General features: G+C 66.3%; 21 protein-coding genes and 1 other RNA gene. 14 read left to right on the top strand and 8 right to left on the bottom strand.

Annotation, left to right across the window (positions count from 1 at the left end; genetic code table 11):
* Positions 1-42: 42 nt before the first annotated feature.
* From purL to P0Y50_08425, 7 genes are all read left to right on the top strand, one after another.
* Positions 43-2,271, top strand: coding sequence for a phosphoribosylformylglycinamidine synthase subunit PurL (gene purL / locus P0Y50_08455; protein WEK38584.1), 2,229 nt, complete (start codon positions 43-45; stop codon positions 2,269-2,271).
* Positions 2,268-2,609, top strand: a complete 342-nt coding sequence (locus P0Y50_08450) for a DUF305 domain-containing protein (protein WEK38583.1) — start codon at positions 2,268-2,270, stop codon at positions 2,607-2,609. The genes purL and P0Y50_08450 overlap by 4 nt, the downstream gene beginning before the upstream one ends.
* A 54-nt stretch (positions 2,610-2,663) precedes the next feature.
* A complete protein-coding gene (locus P0Y50_08445) occupies positions 2,664-2,921 on the top strand; it encodes an addiction module antitoxin (GenBank protein ID WEK38582.1) in 258 nt (85 codons plus the stop codon).
* Between the two features lie 5 nt (positions 2,922-2,926).
* The gene (locus P0Y50_08440) at positions 2,927-3,238 is read left to right on the top strand and encodes a type II toxin-antitoxin system RelE/ParE family toxin (GenBank protein ID WEK38581.1); all 312 of its coding nucleotides are present in this window, start codon (positions 2,927-2,929) and stop codon (positions 3,236-3,238) included.
* A gap of 26 nt (positions 3,239-3,264) precedes the next feature.
* Positions 3,265-4,656, top strand: coding sequence for a cytochrome P450 (locus tag P0Y50_08435; protein ID WEK38580.1), 1,392 nt, complete (start codon positions 3,265-3,267; stop codon positions 4,654-4,656).
* A gap of 182 nt (positions 4,657-4,838) precedes the next feature.
* Complete coding sequence (locus P0Y50_08430) at positions 4,839-4,961, top strand: hypothetical protein (protein WEK38579.1); 123 nt, start codon at positions 4,839-4,841, stop codon at positions 4,959-4,961.
* Between the two features lie 112 nt (positions 4,962-5,073).
* Positions 5,074-6,165, top strand: coding sequence for a glycosyltransferase family 4 protein (locus tag P0Y50_08425; protein WEK38578.1), 1,092 nt, complete (start codon positions 5,074-5,076; stop codon positions 6,163-6,165).
* A gap of 19 nt (positions 6,166-6,184) precedes the next feature.
* Here the strand turns inward: P0Y50_08425 and P0Y50_08420 are convergent, their stop codons facing one another.
* The 7 genes from P0Y50_08420 to P0Y50_08390 form a co-directional block, all read right to left on the bottom strand.
* Positions 6,185-7,006, bottom strand: coding sequence for a TIGR00282 family metallophosphoesterase (locus P0Y50_08420; protein WEK38577.1), 822 nt, complete (start codon positions 7,004-7,006; stop codon positions 6,185-6,187).
* The gene (locus P0Y50_08415) at positions 7,003-7,548 is read right to left on the bottom strand and encodes a 5-formyltetrahydrofolate cyclo-ligase (GenBank protein WEK38576.1); all 546 of its coding nucleotides are present in this window, start codon (positions 7,546-7,548) and stop codon (positions 7,003-7,005) included. The genes P0Y50_08420 and P0Y50_08415 overlap by 4 nt, the downstream gene beginning before the upstream one ends.
* Positions 7,545-8,024 carry an RES domain-containing protein gene (locus P0Y50_08410; protein ID WEK38575.1) on the bottom strand — a complete coding sequence of 160 codons (480 nt, stop codon included), beginning with the start codon at positions 8,022-8,024 and terminating at the stop codon, positions 7,545-7,547. The genes P0Y50_08415 and P0Y50_08410 overlap by 4 nt, the downstream gene beginning before the upstream one ends.
* Positions 8,021-8,443 carry a DUF2384 domain-containing protein gene (locus P0Y50_08405; GenBank protein ID WEK38574.1) on the bottom strand — a complete coding sequence of 141 codons (423 nt, stop codon included), beginning with the start codon at positions 8,441-8,443 and terminating at the stop codon, positions 8,021-8,023. The genes P0Y50_08410 and P0Y50_08405 overlap by 4 nt, the downstream gene beginning before the upstream one ends.
* A 136-nt stretch (positions 8,444-8,579) precedes the next feature.
* A non-coding RNA gene (gene ssrS, locus P0Y50_08400) (6S RNA) lies at positions 8,580-8,740 on the bottom strand.
* A gap of 52 nt (positions 8,741-8,792) precedes the next feature.
* A complete protein-coding gene (gene zapA, locus P0Y50_08395; GenBank protein ID WEK38573.1) occupies positions 8,793-9,113 on the bottom strand; it encodes a cell division protein ZapA in 321 nt (106 codons plus the stop codon).
* A complete protein-coding gene (locus tag P0Y50_08390; protein ID WEK38572.1) occupies positions 9,113-9,379 on the bottom strand; it encodes a hypothetical protein in 267 nt (88 codons plus the stop codon). Before P0Y50_08390 ends, zapA begins: the two co-directional genes overlap by 1 nt.
* A 96-nt stretch (positions 9,380-9,475) precedes the next feature.
* Between P0Y50_08390 and tkt the strand changes: the two genes are divergently transcribed.
* The 4 genes from tkt (at position 9,476) to P0Y50_08370 (ending at position 15,461) form a co-directional block, all read left to right on the top strand.
* The gene (gene tkt, locus P0Y50_08385) at positions 9,476-11,467 is read left to right on the top strand and encodes a transketolase (protein WEK38571.1); all 1,992 of its coding nucleotides are present in this window, start codon (positions 9,476-9,478) and stop codon (positions 11,465-11,467) included.
* A 171-nt stretch (positions 11,468-11,638) separates the two neighbouring features.
* The gene (gene purT, locus P0Y50_08380) at positions 11,639-12,835 is read left to right on the top strand and encodes a formate-dependent phosphoribosylglycinamide formyltransferase (GenBank protein WEK38570.1); all 1,197 of its coding nucleotides are present in this window, start codon (positions 11,639-11,641) and stop codon (positions 12,833-12,835) included.
* Positions 12,836-13,147: 312 nt separating this feature from the next.
* Entirely contained in the window at positions 13,148-15,235 is a 2,088-nt protein-coding gene (locus tag P0Y50_08375; GenBank protein ID WEK38569.1) for a carbon starvation CstA family protein, read from the top strand.
* Positions 15,236-15,278: 43 nt separating this feature from the next.
* Positions 15,279-15,461 carry a YbdD/YjiX family protein gene (locus P0Y50_08370; GenBank protein ID WEK41551.1) on the top strand — a complete coding sequence of 61 codons (183 nt, stop codon included), beginning with the start codon at positions 15,279-15,281 and terminating at the stop codon, positions 15,459-15,461.
* Between the two features lies 1 nt (position 15,462).
* On the opposite strand, the gene P0Y50_08365 is transcribed toward P0Y50_08370, so the two are convergent.
* A complete protein-coding gene (locus P0Y50_08365) occupies positions 15,463-16,716 on the bottom strand; it encodes a S41 family peptidase (protein WEK38568.1) in 1,254 nt (417 codons plus the stop codon).
* A gap of 116 nt (positions 16,717-16,832) precedes the next feature.
* Between P0Y50_08365 and P0Y50_08360 the strand changes: the two genes are divergently transcribed.
* The 3 genes from P0Y50_08360 (at position 16,833) to P0Y50_08350 (ending at position 21,670) form a co-directional block, all read left to right on the top strand.
* A complete protein-coding gene (locus tag P0Y50_08360; protein WEK38567.1) occupies positions 16,833-17,531 on the top strand; it encodes an HAD hydrolase-like protein in 699 nt (232 codons plus the stop codon).
* A 333-nt stretch (positions 17,532-17,864) separates the two neighbouring features.
* The gene (locus P0Y50_08355) at positions 17,865-21,158 is read left to right on the top strand and encodes a TonB-dependent receptor (protein ID WEK38566.1); all 3,294 of its coding nucleotides are present in this window, start codon (positions 17,865-17,867) and stop codon (positions 21,156-21,158) included.
* Between the two features lie 197 nt (positions 21,159-21,355).
* Entirely contained in the window at positions 21,356-21,670 is a 315-nt protein-coding gene (locus P0Y50_08350) for a hypothetical protein (protein WEK38565.1), read from the top strand.
* Positions 21,671-21,674 lie beyond the last annotated feature (4 nt).

Here is a 21,674-nt window from a genome sequence, read left to right as displayed (position 1 = left end):
GCGGGCTGACATTTCCCCCATCTGCGGCTAGAAGCCCCGCCCATGAGCGCACCTGAAAAGACCCCCGCCAAGTCGATGGCCGAACTGGCCGCCGAATACGGTCTGGCCCCGAACGAATATCAGGTCGTCCTGGACCGACTGGGGCGCGAGCCGAACCACGTCGAATTGGGCGTCTTCTCGGTCATGTGGTCCGAGCACTGCTCCTACAAGTCCTCCAAGATCCATCTGGGCAAGTTCCCCACGACCGGCGAGCGCGTCATCTGCGGGCCGGGCGAGAATGCGGGCGTCATCGACATCGACGACGGCGACGCCTGCATCTTCAAGATGGAGAGCCACAACCACCCCTCCTACATCGAACCCTATCAGGGCGCGGCGACGGGCGTGGGCGGCATCATGCGCGACGTCTTCACCATGGGCGCGCGCCCCGTGGCCCTGCTGAACGCCCTGCGTTTCGGCGATCCCAGCCACGAGAAGTCCAAACGTCTGGTCAAGGGCGTGGTCGCCGGCATCGGCGGTTACGGCAACTGCGTCGGCGTGCCGACGGTGGCGGGCGAGACCAACTTCCACAAGGGTTACAACGGCAACATCCTGGTCAACGCCATGTGCGTGGGCCTGGCCCGCGCCGACGAGATCTATTATTCGGCCGCGCCCGAGGCGGGCCATGACGTGGTCTATTTCGGCTCCAAGACCGGCCGCGACGGCATCCACGGCGCCACCATGTCCTCGACCGAGTTCGACGACGAGTCGGAGGCCAAACGCCCGACGGTCCAGGTCGGCGACCCCTTCGCCGAAAAGCTGCTGATCGAGGCGACGCTGGAGCTGATGGCCTCGGGCGCCGTCGCCGCCATTCAGGACATGGGCGCGGCCGGCCTGACGTCTTCGTCCGTCGAAATGGCGGGCAAGGGCGGCGTCGGCGTCGAGCTGAACCTCGACAAGGTGCCCCAGCGCGAAACCGGCATGACGGCCTATGAGATGATGCTGTCGGAAAGCCAGGAGCGGATGCTGGCGGTGTTGAAGCCCGGCTATGAAGACGTCGGCTATCGCATCTTCCAGAAATGGGGCCTGGACTTCGCCGTCATCGGCAAGACCACCGACACCGGCCATCTGGTGCTGACGCATCATGGCGAGACGGTCTGCGACGTGCCTCTGGCGCCCCTGTTCGACGACGCCCCCCTGTATGACCGCCCCTGGGTCCAGCCTGAGCTGCAGCCGACACTGAACCACGCCGAAATCCCCGCCCCCGCCAACTGGGCCGATGCGGTGATGAAGGTCGTCGCCTGCCCCGACATGGCCTCCAAGCGCTGGATCTGGGAGCAGTACGACCGCCACGTCATGGCCGACACCCTGCAGGATTCCGCCACCGGCGCCGACGCGGGCGTGGTGCGGGTGCATGGCACGGACAAGGGTCTGGCCGTCACCTCGGACTGCACCCCCCGCTATGTCCAGAACGACCCTTATGAGGGCGGCAAACAGGCGGTGGCCGAGGCGTGGCGCAACCTGACCGCCGTGGGCAGCCGCCCCATCGCCATCACCGACAATCTGAACTTCGGCAATCCGCAGCGGCCGGAGATCATGGGCCAGATCGTGCGCGCCATCGACGGCATGGCCGAGGCCTGCCGCGAACTGGTCTTCCCGGTCGTGTCCGGGAATGTGTCGCTGTATAATGAGACCAACGGCGTCGCCATTCCGCCGACCCCGACCGTCGGCGCCGTGGGCCTGCTGCCCAACTACGACGTCGTCACCGGCTTCGGCGGCATGGCCGAGGGCGATACGCTGGTCCTGATCGGCCAGACGCACGGCGAACTGGGCGCCTCCATCTATCTGCGCGAGGTTCTGGGCCGCGAGGACGGCGCACCGCCGCCCGTCGACCTGAGGCTGGAAAAGCAAACCGGCGACTTCGTGCGCGGCCTGATCGAGGGCGGCGACCTGACCGTGGTTCACGACCTGTCCGACGGCGGTCTGATCGGCGCCGCCGCCGATCTGGTGCTGGCCTCGGACGTCGGCGCAACGTTGGACGCCTCCAGCGCCGCCCACGCCCACATCTTCCTGTTCGGGGAGGATCAGGCTCGTTATCTGGTCGCCGTGACCGACGCCGACGCCCTGATCGCCAAGGCCCAGGCCGCCGGGCTTCACGCCTCGGTCGTCGGCCATGCGGGCGGCGACGCCTTCGCCTCCAAGGGCGACAAGGGCGAACTGTTCAGCATTCCCGTCGCCCATCTGCGCGAATGGCACGAAGGCTGGATGCCCGGCTGGCTGGGCGACGCCGCATGATCCGCGCCGCCGTTCCCGTCGCCCTGGTCCTGATGCTGGGGGCCTGCGACGGCGGCGGCGATCCGGTGCAGCAGGCGCTGCGCGACACCTCCGCCGCCAATCACGCGGCGGCGGCCCACACGACGGCCGAAGCCGAGGCCGCCAGCCAGACGGCCGATCAGGCCTATGTCGCCAAGATGATCGCCCACAACGAGGGCGCCGTCGCCATGGCCCGGATCGCCCTGCGCGACAGCCGCGACCCCGCCATCCGCCGCATGGCCCAGACCGTGATCGACACCCGGTCCCGCGAGATCGCCGAAATGAAAGCCTGGACTCCCGCGACGCCGCCGACGCGCTGACGCCCCCTTGCATCGTCCTCGATATTCCTCACATTGAGGACGGAGGAGAGCGCCATGTCCACTTCCATGACCCTCAATGTCCGCGTCACCGGGCCGTTGAGCGAGTTCGTCGCTGCCAATGTGGGCGAAAACGGCGCCTATGAGAACGTCAGCGAATATGTCCGCGACCTGATCCGGCGCGATCGCGAGCGGGTGGAGGCCGAACGGTTCGAACGGCTGAAGGCGGAGCTGACCGCCGCGTTCGATGCGCCGGAAAGCCGTTATTGTCCGCTCGACGCCGAGGCTGTGTTCGCGCGCAACGCCCGGCGCTAACGGACATGGCCGGCTTTCGCATTCAGGACGCGGCCGGCCGGCGCCTCGACGACATCTACACATACAGCCGCGACGCCTGGGGCGAGGCGCAGGCGCAGACCTACATCCGCCAGCTCTTCGTCTGTTTCGAGGACATCGCGGCCCGCCGTGTCGCGTGGCGCGCCATTCCCGCCGAGTTCGGCGTCGACGGCTTCTACGTCCGATGCCGCCATCACTATGTCTATTGGCGCCTGTTGTCCGACGGGTCGGTCGGGATCGTGACGATCCTGCATGAACGCATGCATCAGATCGCGCGTTTCGAAGAGGACGCGGGTTGAGCCGTCGATCAGTGAAGGAGCGTGCGATGGACGCCATAACCGCCGATGTTTTTCGTCCCGCGATCCCGCCGCGACGCACGGGCAAGCCGTTGTCGCTGCTGCCCTTCCTGTGGGTCAGCTGGCGCGATCCCATCCGCATGTGGTCGGAGCGGCATTTCACCGAGCCGCAGATTTACGGCCGGTCGGCCTTTGGCGAGGTCCTGGTGGTCAGCCACCCGCAGGGCGTGCGTCACGTCCTGACCGAGAACGCCGCCAACTATGAGAAGGGCGAGTTGCAGCGTCGAGTGTTGGGGCCGATGCTGGCTGACGGCCTGTTGCTGACCGAGGGCGACACATGGCGCCGCGCCCGGCGCATCCTGGCGCCGCTGTTCACCCCGGCGAAGATGGCCACCCTGAACGCCCGCATGGCCGAGGTCTGTCACGCCCGCGTCGCCGCCTGGGCGCTTTCGGCGCGCGGGCGGGTGCTGGATGTGGATTCCGAGATGTCGGGCCTGACCTTCGACATCCTGTCGGCGACCATGTTCTCGGACGAGCTGGGCGGCGAGGCGCGCGGCTTCGAGCGGGCCCTGAACCAGTTTCTGGCCAATGGCGCCCGCATCGATCCGCTGGACGTGCTGGGCGCGCCGGACTGGGCGCCGCGTCTGGGCCGGCTGGCCAGCTTCCGCTCGGCCCGCTTCTTCGAACAGCGCGTGACGCGACTGGTCGAGGCGCGACGCGCCCATATCCAGGCCGGCGACGCCCCGCCCGCCGATCTGCTCAGCGCCCTGCTGCTGGCCAGGGACGAGACCGGCGGCCCCGGCCTGTCGGACGAAGAGGTCGCCGCCAACATCCTGACCTTCATCCTGGCGGGCCACGAGACCACGGCCCGCGCCCTGGGCTGGACCCTGCACCTGCTGTCGCGCCAGCCTGAGTATCTGGCCCGGTTGCAGGCGGAGGCGGAGGGTTTCGACGTCGGCGATCCCAAATGGGCCGAGGCCCTGCCCTGGACCCGCGCCGTGCTGGAGGAGACCATGCGCCTGTTTCCGCCCGCCCCCACCATGGCCCGCACGGCCCTGGCCGATGACGAGATCGGCGGGCAGGCGATCAGGGCGGGCGCCACGGTCATCATCTCGCCGTGGATTCTGCAACGCCACCGGCTGCTGTGGGACGATCCCGACGCCTTCCGGCCCGAACGCTTCCTGCCCGAGACCCGCAAGGCCGTGGACCGATACGCCTACATCCCCTTCAGCGCCGGTCCCCGGGTCTGCATCGGCGCGGCCTTCGCCATTCAGGAGGCCATGATCGCCCTGGCCGCCATCCTGCGCGTGGCCGAGGTGGAGCCCCTGACCATGGCGGAGCCTCGTCCGGTCCACCAGATCACCCTTCGCAGCCGCGAGCCGATGCGGTTGCGCCTGCGGGCGCGCCGCAAGGCCGCCTAAAGCCCCAACTCGGCCCGACTGCCGCGGGTCGTTCAAATTACTGTTGCGATGAGCCGATAGGGTGGTCGTCAAACGAACCTTGACCCGCATGACCCCCGGCATTTTCCCTACACCAACCGCGGCATCGGTATCTGCGGTCAGGCCAAGTGAACCGATCGGGATTTCAGCACAGCATACGCCTGGTGGTGAACCTGCTCGATGTGATCCGAATTCGTCCTGGCGTGATGGACAGGTCATCGACGGCGTTCGGCGCATCGCGCCCCAATCCGCACGACGAAGCGATGAAGCGCACCGGCGCGCGATGAAGGACGGAACTGAACCGCCACCACCTTTGAGGCGCCCAGCGACAACCAGCGGGGGCGCTTTCCGACCGACGATGTACGATATCAAAACTCAATCTCTCTCAGGCCTCCTCTCGTGAAGATCGCGATCGTTCTCGCACCCGGTAGCCGCTTTTCGCAGTCGCGCCCGAACTCGATGGAGACAGTGGTGCGGACCCTGGCGGAGGTCAGCCGTTATCGGTCGTCGATCCGCATATTCTGCCCCGAGGGCGCCGACGACCATGGCGACTTCGATGTCCAGACCGTGACGGAAGGCCGGAACGTCCGTATCGAGGCCCTGACCCGTTGCATCAGCGACTATGCCCCTGACCTGATAGAAGTGCACCAGAAGGTCGTGGATGCCACCCGTCTGGCCCGCCGTTTTCCGCACGCGACCCATCTGCTGTACCGCCATCACGCGCTCAAGTCCCCCAAGACCCTGCTGGATCGCTGGCGATACCAGGTGCGTTACGGGATACAGGATGGGCTGGTGTTCGTCAGCCAATCAGAACGCGACCGTTTCGTCGCCCAGCATCCCCGACTGGCGGACAAGAGTTTCGGCATTCCCAATCCTATTCAGGCAGGGCCGTGGCTGGCGTCGCCCCTTGATCGCGAACAGGTCATCGCCTTCGCTGGCCGCGCCATGCCGGAAAAGGGGTTGGACATCCTGTGCGCCGCCCTGCCCGCCGTGCTGGACAGGCATCCGCACTGGCGCGCAGTTCTGATGCTGAACGACTGGGACGACCATTGCGAATGGGCAGCCCCCCATGTCGCGCCGCTTCTGCGATACGGGGATAGGGTGACCATCCTGCACTCGGCCCCTCTGGGCCAGGTGCGCGAGATCATGAAGACGGTCGCCATTGCTGTGACCCCGTCCGTCTGGGCCGAACCTCTGGGCCTGACAGCGTTGGAAGCCCATGCGGCGGGCGCCGCCCTGATCTCTTCCGGACGCGGCGGCCTGCGCGAGGCCAGCGGTCCCCACGCGCTGTATGTTGATGAGGTGACGCCCGCCAGCCTGATCGACGCGATGGAGACCCTGATTGCGGACCCGGTCCGCCGCACCACGATGGCCGTCGACGCCCAACGCCATGTGCTCAGCACCCATGCCCCCGACCGACGTTCGCGCGAGTTGGACGCCCTTCGGCTGAAACTGCTGTCGAAGCGGACGACCGCGCGGGTTCCGGCCTGATCCGGCGCCCGAACCGTCGTCAGACGACCGGGATCGCCTGAGACAGTCGCCCGCCGACGCGGATCGGCTCGACGCGCGTGGCCAGGCCGGTGCGGTCGTCGGTCTCGACGAAGACGCCGCAGATGGTGGCGGGGCCGGAGGCGGGCGTGTAGCGGCCGCCCGAGATGCGGGTGGTGAAGCGGCGCAGCGGCTCTTCCTTCTCGTTGCCGATGACGCTGTCATAGTCGCAGCAGCCGCCCGCGTCGGTCTGATAGGCCGTGCCGCCGGGCAGGATCTGGCAGTCGGCGGTCGGGACGTGGGTGTGGGTGCCCACGACCAGCGACGCGCGCCCATCGCAGAAATGGCCCATGGCCATCTTCTCGGACGTGGCCTCGCAGTGCATGTCCACGATCACCGCATCGGCGACGGCGCCCAGGGGGGCGGCGGCCAGTTCACGCTCCACCGCGCCGAATGGATCGTCCATCGGGTCCATATGCACCCGGCCCAGCACGTTCATGACCAGGACGGTGCGGCCCGAATGGGTCTCGAACAGGTTGGCGCCCGCGCCCGGCGCATCCATCAGACGCGGATAGTTGGCCGGACGGATCAGGCGCGGCTCGCGCACGATATAGGTCAGGGCCTCGCGCTGGTCCCAGCTGTGGTTGCCCAGCGTCAGACAGTCGGCGCCCGCCATGAACAGCTCGCGCGCCGTGTTCTCGGTGATGCCGAACCCGCCCGCCGCGTTCTCGGCGTTCACCACCACGAAGTCGAGCTTCAGGTCGCGCTTCAGGCCCGGAAGATAGTCGCTGATGCCGTCACGGCCGGACTTGCCGATGACGTCGCCGAAAAATGCCAGTCTCATTCGAAAGCCGTATAGCCGTTCTGGGTCAGAACGCCATGCAGGCGGATGTCGTGTTGCTCCAGCGCCAGCCGTTCCACCGCCTGTCCGGCATAGGCGAAACCGACGCGGACCGTCTGCGGACGCTGGGCGAAGGTGCGGTCGTAATAGCCCCCGCCCTGCCCCAGCCGCCCGCCGAATCGATCGAAGGCCAACAGCGGCGTCAGGATCAGATCGGGATCGACCCCCTCCGCAAGGGGTAGGGGCGCGGGGCATCCGGCGACGTCCATCTCCAGTGGTTCGCCGGGCGACCAGGCGCGAAAGATCATGGGCGCGTCCCGGTGCAACACCACCGGCAGGCACAGCCGCCGCCCCGCCGCCTGCAGCGCCACGGCCAGTGCGTCGGTGTCCAGTTCCGACCCCATGGCCCGGTACAGGGCCACGGTTTCACCGGCGGGCAGTTGATCGACATGGCCAGCCGCCCGCCCCGCAGCCTCAGGTTCCAGTCCCGCCAGATGTTTGCGGATCGCCCGCATGGCGGCGCGCTGTTCTGATTTCTGGATCATGGGAACAGTCTCGCATCCCAATAGACGGGGGTGTTCAGACCGGTCGTGACCCGACCAAACTCGGCATGGGACGGATTGATCAGGATGTTGCTGTCCAGCCGCGCCACCACCGACGGCACGATCAGGATCAGCGACCGTCCCGCCCTCTGCCACTGACAGCCGAACGCCCGGCTGACGGCGCCATTGGCCAGGTCCCAGCCCGAATGGGCGGCGGGCTGGAACACCTCATAGCTGGCGCCCGCCGGTATGGTGATCTCGACATAGTGCTGGTTCGGCGGCAGGGCGCCCGAGCCATGCACCAGCTTCTCCAGCAGGGTGGTGGAATAGTGCTGCGCTGCATAGATCAGCGGATGGACCGGGTCGTTCCAGCGCCCCGGATTGATGGTCGAGCCGGTGGCGTCGAAAATCGGATAGGCCCCCGCGGGATCGCCGATCCGATAGGCGGTCAGCCCCTGGTCCAGCCGCTGGGGCTTCAAGCCGCCGAGCCGTAGCGCAGTCGGCCCAGGATGTCGCAGACCAGTTCGGCGCCCAGTTCACTGCCGATCGCCACCGTCATCGGCGCCTGGTTCTCCAGCATGGCGTGGGGCCGGAACAGGAAGCCGCGCGCCGCGACGTCGCCGCCCCAGACCGACACAGCCTCGGCCCAGACCCGGGCCACGCGGGCGACCCGCTCGCTGGCGGCGGGCGACAGCAGGCCCGACTTGTTGCGCGCCGCCGTCGCACGCGGCACGACCCGGTGACGGAAACCGTTGTCGTCAGGGCTGACGGCGTCGGCGACCAGGGTCAGGGCCCGCGTCGGCAGGCCCGCGCTGACCGAACGCGCTAGATCCATCGGCGAAATGCTGGCGGCGTCCTCGACCCCCAGCGCATAGGCGACGGCGGAATAGTCAGACATGATCGACCTCGCTCAACACAGACAATATCTCGTCTCGCATGAGACAATTGTCAATATTCGCTGGGCCGCACGACCACGCGCTCAGGCCATGCGCGACCGCGTCGCGCGCGTTAGCGCACTAAAATAAAGAGAAGGTGGCGGCGCCGCGCGAACCGTGAAGAACGTTTAAATCCTCTCGACCTGGGTAGCCAGGTGGGCTCCATATGCCCAGGCCCTCGAGCCCGGACAGGGACAGATCCCGTAGAGTGAATTAAGGTCAGAAGGATATGTTGTCTTCGACGTGGGCCGCAGCATGACCCGCCGTCGGGCAAGATAGGGCCTTGCGGCCGAACGCGCCAGCGGCCGGGCCTCAGATATTTTGCGCGATCTTCTCGATCCGCGCCGCGACGGCGTTCAGGGCTTCGGCCACGCCATCGGGCGACGGCGCGGGCTGGGCGGGCGGCGCGTGACCCGGCTTGCCGCTGCTCAGCCGCGCCTCATGCAGTTCGTCGGCCAGGATCAAGGCCGACATCAGGAACAGGCGCAGGTCGCCGACCTGGCCCACGTCCTGGGCCACGGCCCGGACCTGGTTGTCGAACTGTTTGGCCAGGATGCGGACCCGCTCCTCCTGACCGTCGGCGCAGCCGACCGCATAGGGGCGGCCGTTCACATCCACCGTCACCGTGGCCATCAGCGGTCCTCGCCTTGCGTTGCGTGCTCGGCTTCGTTCAGCACCTCGCGCACGGCCTCGGCGGCGCGGCCCAGGGCGTCGGACGCCTGGCGTCCCGCGGCTTCCAGCTCGGCCACGCGCGCATCCGACGGCCGGGGCGCGAACAGGTCGTCGTCCGCCACGGCGGGCGCCGAGGCCGGACGCGCCTTCAGCTCCAGGATCTTGCGTTCCAGATCGGCCAGGGCGCGATCGATGCGCGCCCGTGCGGCCGTGGTGGCGTCTGCCATCGGTCGCTCCTTGCAAATTGCGTATAGAACCCGAGCACGCGCCGGGGTAAAGCGGCGCCGCCTCTTAAATTCCGCATCGCCCGAAAGGTCTCCGCCATGACCGACGCCAAATCCGCACCGAAGGCCACCCCCGAGCAGATGGCCAACGCCATTCGCGTCCTCGCCATGGACGGCGTGGAGAAGGCCAAGTCGGGCCACCCCGGCATGCCGATGGGCATGGCCGACGTCGCCACGGTGCTGTTTTCGAAGTTCCTGAAGTTCGATGCGTCGCGCCCCGACTGGGCAGACCGCGACCGCTTCATCCTGTCGGCCGGTCACGGCTCGATGCTGATCTACGCCCTGCTGCACCTGACGGGCTACAAGGCCGCGACCAAGCAGGAACTGTCCAACTTCCGCCAGTGGGGTTCGAAAACCGCAGGCCACCCGGAATACGGCCATATGCCGGGCGTCGAGGTCACGACCGGCCCGCTGGGTCAGGGTCTGGCGACCTCGGTCGGTTTCGCGCTGGCCGAGCGGCATCTGGCCGCCAAATACGGCGACGACTTGGTCGATCACCGCACCTGGGTCATCGCCGGCGACGGCTGCCTAATGGAGGGCGTGTCGCAGGAAGCCATCGCGCTCGCCGGCCGCTATAAGCTGAACAAGCTGACCGTGCTGTGGGACGACAACGAAATCACCATCGACGGCAAGGTGTCGCTGTCGGACGCCGTGGACCAGAAGGCCCGCTTCAAGGCCGCCGGTTGGGCGGTCAAGGCCGTCGACGGCCACGACATGAAGGCGATCAAGTCGGCGATGCAGTGGGCGATCCGTCAGGACAAGCCCGTCCTGCTGGCCTGCAAGACCAAGATCGGCAAGGGCGCCGCCACCATGGAAGGCAGCCACAAGACCCACGGCGCGGCCCTGGGCGCCGCCGAGATCGCCGCCACCCGCCTGGGTCTGGCCTGGGATCACGCCCCGTTTGAAATGCCCGAGACCATCCTGTCGGCCTGGCACAAGGTCGGCCGTCGGGGTTCCAAGGACCGCAAGAAGTGGGAGGCCCGCCTGGCCGCCTCGGCCCAGGCCGCCGACTTCACCCGCGCCATGAAGGGCGACCTGCCCGAGGCCGCCTTCGACGCCCTGAACGCCAAGATCGCCGAACTGATCGAGACCCAGCCCGCACAGGCCACGCGCCAGTCGTCGGGCGCCGCGCTGGATGAACTGTTCGCCGCCATCCCCGAACTGGTCGGCGGCTCGGCCGACCTGACCGGATCGAACAACACCTTCGTCAAGGGCACGCCGATCCTGGACGCCCCGACCTATGAGGGCCGCTACGTCAACTGGGGCATTCGCGAGTTCGGCATGGCCGCCGCCATGAACGGCCTGGCTTTGCACGGCGGCGTCATCCCCTATGGCGGCACCTTCATGGTGTTTTCGGACTACAGCCGCCCGGCCATCCGTCTGGGCGCCCTGATGGGGGTGCGCGCCATTCACGTCCTGACCCACGACTCCATCGGTCTGGGCGAAGACGGCCCGACGCACCAGCCGGTCGAGCATCTGGCGGCGCTTCGCGCCATTCCGAACCTGTTGGTCTTCCGCCCCGCCGACACGGTCGAGGCGATGGAGTGCTGGCAGGTCGCGCTTCAGACCAGGACCGCCCCCTCGGCCCTGGCCCTGTCGCGCCAGAAGACCCCGGCTGTCCGCACCGTCCCCTCGGGCGAGAACCTGTCGGCCAAGGGGGCCTATGAGATCAAGGCCGCCGATGGCGAGGCCAAGGTCACCCTGTTCGGCACCGGCACGGAACTGGCCCTGGCGCTGGACGCCGCCAAGGTTCTGGAGGCCGAAGGCACGCCCACTCGCGTCGTCTCCGTCCCCAGCTTCGAATTGTTCGAACAGCAGGACGCCGCCTATCAGGCCGCCGTCATCGGTCGCGGCACGGTGCGCGTCGCCGTCGAGGCCGCCATCAAACAGGGTTGGGAACGCTTCATCGGCGAGGACGGCGCCTTCATCGGCATGTCCAGCTTCGGCGCCTCGGCCCCGGCCGAAATCCTCTACGAAAAATTCGGCATCACCGCCGAAGCCGTCGTCGCGGCGGTCAAGGCCCGGCTGTAAGAACACGACCCTTCTCCCAATGGGAGAAGGTGGCCCGCAGGGCCGGATGAGGGTCGGCGGGCGGACCAGTTCGCACCGTCCGGCCCTCACCCTTTCGCGCGAGAACGACGCTTCGCCGCCGTGCGCTCAAGCCCTCTCCCAATGGGAGAGGGACAGAATGTGGAGCCTTCGATGAAACTCGGCACCCCGCTTTCCGACACCGCCGTCCGCGTCATGCTGCTGGGAGCGGGCGAACTGGGCAAGGAGGTCGCGATCGAGCTTCAGCGGCTGGGCTGCGAGGTCATCGCCGTGGACCGCTATCCGAACGCCCCGGCCATGCAGGTGGCGCATCGCAGCCATGTCATTCCGATGACCGACGCCCAGGTGCTGAACGGCGTCATCCTGGCCGAGGCGCCGCACATCATCGTGCCCGAGATCGAGGCCATCGCCACTGAGGTTCTGGCCGACATCGAGGCGGCGGGCATGGCGCGCGTGATCCCCACCGCCCGCGCGGTGCAGCTGACCATGAACCGCGAGGGCATTCGCAAACTGGCGGCCGAGGACCTGGGACTGCCCACCAGCCCCTACGCCTTCGCCGGTTCGGCCGAGGAGCTGGCGGCGGGCGCCGAGGCCGTCGGCTATCCCAACTTCGTCAAGCCGGTCATGTCGTCGTCGGGCAAGGGGCAATCCTTCGTCGAAAGCCCCGATCAGATCGCCGACGCCTGGACCTATGCCCAGGAAAGCGGCCGGGTCGCGGGCGCCCGCGTCATCGTCGAGGGCCGGATCGACTTCGATTTCGAGATCACCCTGCTGACCGTCCGCTCGCGCGGGGCCGACGGCGAGACGGGCACGGATTTCTGCGCCCCCATCGGCCACCGTCAGGTCAAGGGCGACTATGTCGAGAGCTGGCAGCCCCAAGCCATGAGCGCGGCCGCCCTCGCCTCGGCCCAGGACATCGCCGCCAAGGTCACGGACGCTCTTGGCGGTTACGGCGTGTTCGGCGTGGAGTTGTTCGTCAAGGGCGATCAGGTCTGGTTCTCCGAAGTCTCGCCCCGTCCGCACGACACCGGCCTGGTCACCCTGGCCAGCCAGATCATGAGCGAGTTCGCCCTGCACGCCCGCGCCATACTGGGCCTGCCGGTCGATGTGACCCAGCGCGAACCCGCCGCCAGCGCCGTCATCTATGGCGGCATGGAGGCGCAGGGCGTGGCCTTCGAAGGCGTCGCCGAGGCCCTGTCGGTCCCCACCGCCGACCTGCGCCTGTTCGGCAAACCTGAAGCCTATGAGCGCCGCCGTATGGGCGTCGCCACCGCGCGCGGCGCCGACGTGGACCAGGCCCGCGAGCGCGCGCGGGAAGCCGCCGGGCGGGTGAAGGTGGTTCGGGCGTAGTCTCCTCCCCACCCGTGGGGGTGGGGCCTTTTACTGTCTCCTTTCGTCATCCTCCGGCGCGAAGCGACCTGGGGACCCAGCGGCGCGCGAGAGCGCGAACCTGTCGCGCACGCATAGCTTCAACAGTCTCGTGGCGGCTGCATCGCCTTCGGCGCCGCTGGGTTCCCCGGTCTGCGCCGCCAAGAGGCGGCTTGCCGGAGAATGACGAAAGAAGATCGGCGTCCTCTACGACTTTGGTCGATTGGCCTTGTCCCGCATTGTGGTGCAAACCAAGGGCGAGGGCCGCAGTCAGTCGGTCGGGAGGAATCTGTCGTGGGCAAGCTGAGCACACCCATAATCTTCGGCGCTATCGCCATTCTGGGGGCCGTGTCCCTGGGCGTCATCGCCCTGCATCAGGGCGAGAGCATCAGCGCGGTCTGGATGGTGGTCGCCGCCGTCTGCACCTACGCCATCGCCTATCGGTTCTACGCCCGGTATCTGGCCAACAAGGTCATGGGGCTGAACGCCGCGCGCCCGACGCCGGCCATGCGCCGCAACGACGGGCTGGACTATGTGCCGACGCCCAAAAACGTCCTTTTCGGCCACCACTTCGCCGCCATCGCGGGGGCCGGGCCGCTGGTCGGGCCGGTGCTGGCCGCCCAGATGGGCTATCTGCCCGGCGTATTGTGGATCCTGGTCGGCGCCGTTCTGGCGGGGGCGGTGCAGGACATGATGGTCCTGTTCATGTCCACGCGCCGCGACGGCAAGTCGCTCGGAGATATGATCCGCACCGAAATGGGCAATATCCCCGGCATCATCGCCCAGGTCGGCGTCCTGATGATCATGGTCATCATCCTGGCCGTCCTGGCCCTAGTGGTGGTCAAGGCCCTGGCCGAAAGCCCGTGGGGAACCTTCACCGTCGCCGCCACCATCCCCATCGCCATTTTCATGGGTCTTTACACTCGCTTCCTGCGGCCCGGCCGTGTGGGCGAGGTGTCGGTGATCGGCGTGGTCCTGCTGATCCTGGCCATCATCGGCGGCGGCCATGTCGCGGCCGATCCCTACTGGGGCCCGGCCTTCACCCTGACCGGCCCGACGCTGGCCGTGCTGATGATGGTCTATGGTTTCATCGCCTCGGTCATTCCGGTCTGGCTGCTGCTGGCGCCGCGCGACTATCTGTCGACCTTCCTGAAGATCGGCGCCATCCTGGCCCTGGCCATCGGCATACTGATCGTGCGTCCGCATCTGCAGATGCCCGCCATCACCCCCTTCATCGACGGCACGGGCCCGGTGTTCGCCGGCGCCCTGTTCCCCTTCCTGTTCATCACCATCGCCTGTGGCGCCGTGTCCGGCTTCCACGCCCTGATCTCGTCAGGCACCACGCCCAAGCTGCTGGAGAACGAAGCCCAGATTCCGATGATCGGCTATGGCGCCATGCTGTGCGAAAGCTTCGTCGCGGTCATGGCCCTGATCGCCGCCACGGTTCTGGACCCGGCGGTCTATTTCGCCATGAACAGCCCGGTCGCCGTGATCGGCAAGGACGCCGCCTCGGCCGCCGCCGCCGTGGCCCAGTGGGGCTTCCACATCACGCCCGGAGAGCTTGAGCAGTTGGCCCGCGACGTGGGCGAACACTCGATCCTGTCGCGCGCGGGCGGCGCCCCGACGCTGGCGGTCGGCATGGCCCACATCCTGTCCAACGTCATCGGCGGCAAGGCCATGATGGCCTTCTGGTATCACTTCGCCATCCTGTTCGAGGCCCTGTTCATCCTGACCACCGTCGATGCCGGCACCCGCGTCTGCCGCTTCATGATCCAGGACCTGCTGGGCGTCGCGGTTCCCAAGATGCGCGAAACCAAGTCCTGGGGCGCCAATGTCGTGGCCACCGCCCTGACGGTCAGCCTGTGGGGCTATTTCCTCTATACGGGCGTGGTCGACCCGCTGGGCGGCATCAACAGCCTGTGGCCCCTGTTCGGCATCGCCAACCAGATGCTGGCGGCGGTCGCCCTGATCCTGGGCACGGTCGTCCTGTTCAAGATGAAGCGCGAAAAGTTCGCCTGGGTCATGGTCGTCCCGGCGACCTGGCTTCTGATCTGCACCCTGACGGCCGGTTTCCAGAAGCTGTTCCACCCGGACGTCCGCATCGGTTTCCTGGCCCACGCCAGAAAGTATCAGGAGGCCCTGGGCGCCGGCGACTTGATCGCCCCGGCCAAGTCGGCGGCGGACATGCACCGGATCGTGGTCAACGACTACGTCAACTCGGCCCTGACGGCGGGCTTCCTGTTCGTGGTCATCACCATGGTCGTCTATGGCGTCCTGGCCTGCCTGAAGGCCTATCGGAACAACCGCCCGACCGTGCGCGAATATCCCGAGAGCCACGCGCTGACGGCGGCCGACGACGCGGCGGACGTCGCCCGTGCCTGATCCGTCGCAAGACGATCTGCTGTGCCTGTGCCGCGACGCCGCCCTGCGGTGGGGTCGCGGCGTCCGGCGCACGGCCGGGGCCATGATCGGCCAGCCCGACTATCAGGCCTATGTGGATCACGCGGCGGCGACCCATCCCGACCAGCCGCCGATGGACAAGACCGCCTTCTTCCGCCTGCACGAACAGCGCCGTTTCGGCGGGGCGGGCGGATTCAAATGCTGCTGACCTAAAGCCCCGTGGCCGCGGCCCGGTCCCTGCCGCGAAGCGCCGCGATCGCCGCTTCCAGCGTCGGGTCGTCGCCGGCGCGACGCTGGGCCACGGTGCGGGGGGCGGCGACATCCGGCGTCACCCCGCGCTTTTCCAGCCGCATCCCCCCGGCCGTCACGAAGTCCGCCCGGCTGAGCGTCAGCCGACCGCCGTCGGGCAGATTGGTCTCCTGCGCGATCAGGACCGAGCCGCCGGTCCTCTCCCCCACCACGATCCCGCGACGCGCCTCCTGCAACGCCGCCGGCGTCAGCTCCGCCGCGCTGCGGCTGCCCTGATCGACCAGCACCGCGACCGGATTGGCCAGTGGATCGCGCCGGTCGCCGCAGTTTCCCGCCGCCCTCAGCACCACCGCCCGCCCCGTGCGCCCGGTACGTGTGGCCCAGGCCTGACCGCGCGGCAGGAAACAGGTCAGCACCGATTCCGCCTCCATCAACCGCCCGCCCGGATTGCCGCGCAGGTCCAGAACCACGTCCACGTCAGGCGGCAGACCCTCCAGCGCGCTGCCCATCCACGGCCCCAGCCCCTTGTCGAACTGCTCGACGCGCAACACCAGAACGCCGGGCCGCGATGTATCGGCGACGAAGGGCTGGACCGCCTCCATGATGCGCGGCGTCAGGGTGATCTCGCGCCTTTGACCCGTTTCATCGGTCAGGACCAGACGCACGGGCCGACCGTCGAACGTCTCCACATCCGGCCCCCACGGTTGTCCATCGACGCTGTTCAGCGCCCAGCCGATCTGAACCCCCGCCGCCTCGGCCGGAGAGCCGGGACGAACGCGCTCTACAGTCCAGTCGTCCGGCGTCGCCCCGAGCATCAGGGTCAAGCCCATCACCGCGCGGCGCGCGAACTGCGCCTCCTGTCTTCGAACCGCCGCCGGCGGGCTGGCGGCCGCATGGCCGTCGTCCAGCAGGTCCAGCATGGCGTTCAGCACCCGGTACAAGGCCCGTTCGTCCGGCGCCGCCAGGGCCTGGGGTCGGAACTGCGCCCGCGCGACGCCCCAATCCACCCCATGCAGGCTGGGGTCGTAATAGCCGCGCCTGACCTCGTCCCACACCCGGTCGAACACCTGCTGGTTCAGCCGCGCCTGCTGGCGTGTCGGCCCCGCCGCCACGACCGCCGCGCCCGGGTGCGCCGCATCGGCCGCCGCCGCCTGCCCCATGGGCAAACCCAGCAACAGGACGCCGAACAGCCGTGCGGAAAAGGAAAGGCGCATGAGCTTCATCTGACCCACGGCCCGCCCGGCCTCAAGTCACGAATGCGCGTCATTCGGGCGCGTCGATCCGCTCATCGCGTCTCCCGTCGCGTCGCATCCCATGATAGGGGCGCGGCATGAGCATCACCACGGTCGGCCTGGATGCCGACGACACCCTTTGGCACAACGAGACGATCTTTCGCCTGACCCACGCGCGATTCGTCGATCTGCTGTCCGACCACGGCGACGAGGCGGCCATCGAGGCGCGCCTGGCCGAGACCGAGCAGCGCAATCTCCGCCTCTACGGCTATGGCGTGAAAGGCTTCACCCTGTCGATGATCGAGACGGCGATGGAGCTGACGGGCGGCGCCGCGCCGCCCCACGTCGTGCGTGAAATCCTGGCCGCCGGCCGCGAAATGCTGGCCCACCCCGTCGAGACCCTGCCCGGCGTGGACGAGGTGATCGCCGAACTGGCCGACAAATACCGCCTCGTTCTGATCACCAAGGGCGACCTGATGGACCAGGAGCGCAAGCTGGCCGCGTCCGGCCTGGGGGAACGGTTCAGCGCCGTCGAGATCGTGTCGGAAAAGGACAGCGCCACCTATCAGCGCGCCTTCGCCCGTCACGGCACCGGCGCCGCAGAGGCCGTCATGGCCGGCAACTCGATGAAGTCCGACGTCCTGCCCGCCATCGCCGCCGGCGCCTTCGGCGTCCACATCCCCTACGCCGTCACCTGGGCCCACGAACTCGCCGACGCGCCCGAGAACGAGCCCCGCTACGTCTCCCTGGCCCGCATCGACGAACTGCCCGACTGGATCGCCGCGGTCCAATGTTGACGCCGGACCTGTTCGATGAGTCATATGGTCACAGTTGAACTCAACGCAAAATGCTGACCGTGAATCTTAAATAACATTCGACAACGCCAAAGCTCAGTAAAAGCGAAGCTTCGAGAACTGAAGAGAAAGTGTGTCTATTGCAAAACACCCCCTATGTATAACGTCGTTATGTTCCCCATACGCGACCTCTAACTTGACGCCTCCTTCTGTGTCAGGTTTGTGACCCGCAAGCGGCGGATCAACGACGTCCTTTGACGCCCTTCCCCATCGGCCGCGCTATACGGAGTCCATATGCGAAATATTCTATTGTCTTCGACAGTCCTTGCCGGTGCCTTGATCGCCACCACCGCTTTCGCGCAAGATTTGCCGACCCAAACTACCTCTCCCTCAGACGCATCAGCCACACAACTTGATGAAATCATCGTCACCGGCTCGCGCATTCGCCGCAGCGCCGCCAATGCACCAACGCCTCTGATTCAAGTATCGCAGGACGAAATACTGTCGACCGGTCAGACGAGCGTCATCGATTATCTGGCCACAATTCCTGCACTTCAGAACTCCACCGTACCCTCAGACACAACGGGTTCGAACTTGAACACCGGCGGCCTTTCCCTGCCCAACCTCCGCTCGTTGGGCGCCGGTCGCACTCTGACGCTAGTCGATGGCCGCCGTCATATCGGTTCTTCCGGCGGTGAGTTGTCGGTCGATGTGGATACGATCCCCCGCCTCTTGATTCAGAATGTGGAAATTATCACGGGCGGCGCCTCCTCGGTCTACGGGGCGGACGCAGTTTCAGGCGTAGTCAACTTCATCCTAAAAAAGGACTTTGAAGGCCTCGAGATCGACGCCAATTATGGCCAAATCAACGATAATGGTGAGGCCAGCCGCCGCATTTCTGGCCTGATCGGCAAGAATTTCTTCGATAACCGGTTGAACGTCTATGCCCACGCTGAATATGAAAAGATCGACAACGTCGATTCGATGGACATCGACTGGATTCGCCGTGCGCCGATCCGCTTGTCGATCGACGCCGATCCGACGACCGCTCCTTATGATGGCCGCCTTGATGCTGCAGTCTTCTATGGCGTCAACCGGCTGGACATCCTGCCTTGGGGGCAAACCACGCTGGCCAACCTCCAGCAGCCCAGCAACCTGACCAATCCCAACATCCCGTATCAGAATTGCTTTAGCGGAGGCAATTTCACCTACGCTGCAAACTGCTACGGCATTACGCCTGGCAAGACTTATGTTTACGATGGCGCCAACGGCCGCCTGGCTAACTTCGGTCAGCGCGTCGGCAACGTTGGCATCAACCGTCCCTATAACATCGGTGGCGACGGGATGCCGTTGGGCGAAGTGGCGGGCTACAGCCGCGTCCCTGCGTCCGAATCGCAGCGTTATCAGGTCGGCGCCAACTTCAAGGTCACGGATGCCATCAGCTTTTATACAGAAGCGAAATACGTCACTGAAGATACCTTTATGCGGGGTCAGCGGACCTTCTTCGATGTCGATTTGGACAATGACTCCTACGGTACGAACGACACAAACTCCATTTGGGCTAACTCGGCGTTTGACCTGCGATGGGATGACAATGCCTTCCTGCCGCTAAACCTGAAAACGGCGATCGCAGCCAATCGGATCGATATTTACGCGCCGCCCACTGCGGCGAATGCCGGCGAGTTGATCCGCAGCCAAGCGTTGCCGATCGCACGTCACAGCTTCTTCGGCCCTGACCGCACGCAATCGAACACCCGCGACATTCAGCGCTATGTTGCTGGTTTCAAGGGCGACCACGGTCCAATGGGCTTCGCCAAGTCGCTGTCTTGGGACCTTGGCTACACCTACGGCAAGGCCGAGATCGAAAACATCGAGCGCGCTGTCGATTCGCAACGTATGGCTCTCGCCGCCGACTCCGTGATCGACAGACTGGGTGTCGCTGGCCCGGCAGGGTCCATCGTCTGCCGATCCAGGCTGCTTCAGGCGCAAGGCGCAACCTTCATCGCCGACAAGCACCGCAAGGACGCAAACGGCGATCCTACCAACCTGCTGGACACGGAATACGGCCGCAACTCGATCGCCCAGTGTGCGCCGCTGAACATCTTCGGCGCCGGCAATCAATCGGCTGAAGCGCTGCAGTATGTGGACGCCGCCGTTGTTGTTAAGGAGATGAACGAACAGCAGCAGGCTGTTGGCTCGATCTCGACCGAGCTCTGGGATCTCTGGGGCGCCGGCAACCTCGGCTTCGCCTTCGGCGGTGAATGGCGCAAGGAAACGACATCGGCCATCGGTCGTAGCGCGACGGCCGGCGATCGCCTGCTGTTCCTCAACACCGGGGCGGACTTCCCTGAAGTCAGCTATGAGTCCAAGGAATTGTTCACGGAGCTGTCCGTGCCGCTGTTCCGCGACTCCCGTCTTGGTGAATACGCCGAACTCAGCGGTTCGTACCGCTGGGCTGACTATTCGACGGTTGGCAATGTCGATGTGTATGGCGTGAACCTGGTTTATCGCCCGATCCGCGACATCACCTTCAAGACCAGCTTCAACTCCTCGGTTCGCGTTCCGAACCTCGGCGAGAACTACGCACCGTTCGGCCAAACCTTCGCGAACAACTTCGTTGATCCGTGTGCGACCGCTAGCATCGCCGCGGTGAATGACCAGGAAACCAAGGCCAACCGCATCAAGAACTGCACGGCCTTGGCCGCGCAGAAGGGTCTGACGTTCGACTTCGCCGGCGCGACCGCCACCAACACCGACGACTTCCGCCCGGACTACACCTCGGGCATCGCAGGCGTCAGCGGCGGCAACCCGAACTTGGTGCCGGAAGAATCCGAATCCTTCACCTTCTCGACCGTGTTGCAGCCGCGCTTCATCCCCGGCCTGACCATGACGCTGGATTACTATGAAATCCGCATCGACAAGGTGATCGCCTCGGTTTCGGCTGAAGGGATTGCGAACAACTGCGTCAATGGCGCGGAACTGAACCTGGACGCCTGCAACTCGATCTTCCGCAACTCGCCGAACATCCCGTTCGGTGTCGGCGCACCGTCCGGCAATGCGATCGGCGGCTTTATCGAGCGGTCGTTCAACTACGCCGCTCTTGAAACCCGCGGACTCGATTTCGGCGCCAACTACACGCTGGAAACGGCTGACTTCGGCAAGAACTGGGGCGCCTTCGACTGGCGTGTGAACGGCTCGTGGCTGATTGAGCAGAAGCAATATCTGAACGAATCTGACCCGAGCGACTACGATGAACTGGCCGGCAGCATCGGTCTCAGCGGCACCAACGTTTATCCGCGGGTGCGACTGAGCTCGTCTCTGGCATGGCGTCCGAACGACACTTGGAACATCAACTGGACGGCCGATTGGCAGTCGAGCGCCAACATCATTCGGGCGCGCGACTTCGTCAACAACGCCGACGCTCGCTTGGTCGATCAGATGGATACTGGACCGTTCGTCCGTCACGATCTGACCGTACGCTACAAGGTGCGGGACGATCTGACGCTGCGCGCCGGCGTCGTGAACCTGTTTGACGCAGAACAGCGCGACATCCTGGGGACGACCATCTATTCCAACTTCGACCCCTACGGCCGTCGCTTCTTCGTCGGCCTGAACTTCCGCCCCTTCTAAAGCGGGTTCACTCCTGAGAATGAAGGGCGGCGTCGCAAGACGCCGCCCTTTTTCTTTGCCTGACGTCACCCCCACCTTGTCAGGGGGGATGACCCTCTCTAAACGGGCCGCTTAACCGACAACCCGACGCGAACGTCGCATGGCCCTGCCGTGCGGGGGCTTCTCGCGCGCGTAGAGACCGAAGGAAGACGCCGCACTTGCTCGCCCCGGACATCAGTCATGACGAACGCGACGCCATGGTGCGCGCGGCGCTGGCCGAACAGGGCGACAGCGGCCTGACGCCGCGCCACACGCGGTTCTACTTCTATGGCGAGGGCGATCATGGCGACCTGAACGAGGTCGCGCGGCGCGCGGGCTTTCTGACCAGCGGCGCCGACGATTCCACCATTCTAGAGACCACCATGGCGGTGGATGCGGCGTCGTTCGCTGCGACCTCGGCCATGATGCAGACCTGGGCCGCGGCCTTCCAGCTGGACTATGACGGCTGGGACTGCGCGGTCGTGACCCATTAGCGTT

This window comes from Candidatus Brevundimonas colombiensis, from assembly GCA_029202665.1.
In the GTDB taxonomy this organism is placed as follows: Bacteria; Pseudomonadota; Alphaproteobacteria; order Caulobacterales; family Caulobacteraceae; genus Brevundimonas; species Brevundimonas colombiensis.
Note: the sequence above shows the minus strand (reverse complement) of the source record. Positions and strands in the feature narration are given on the sequence as shown.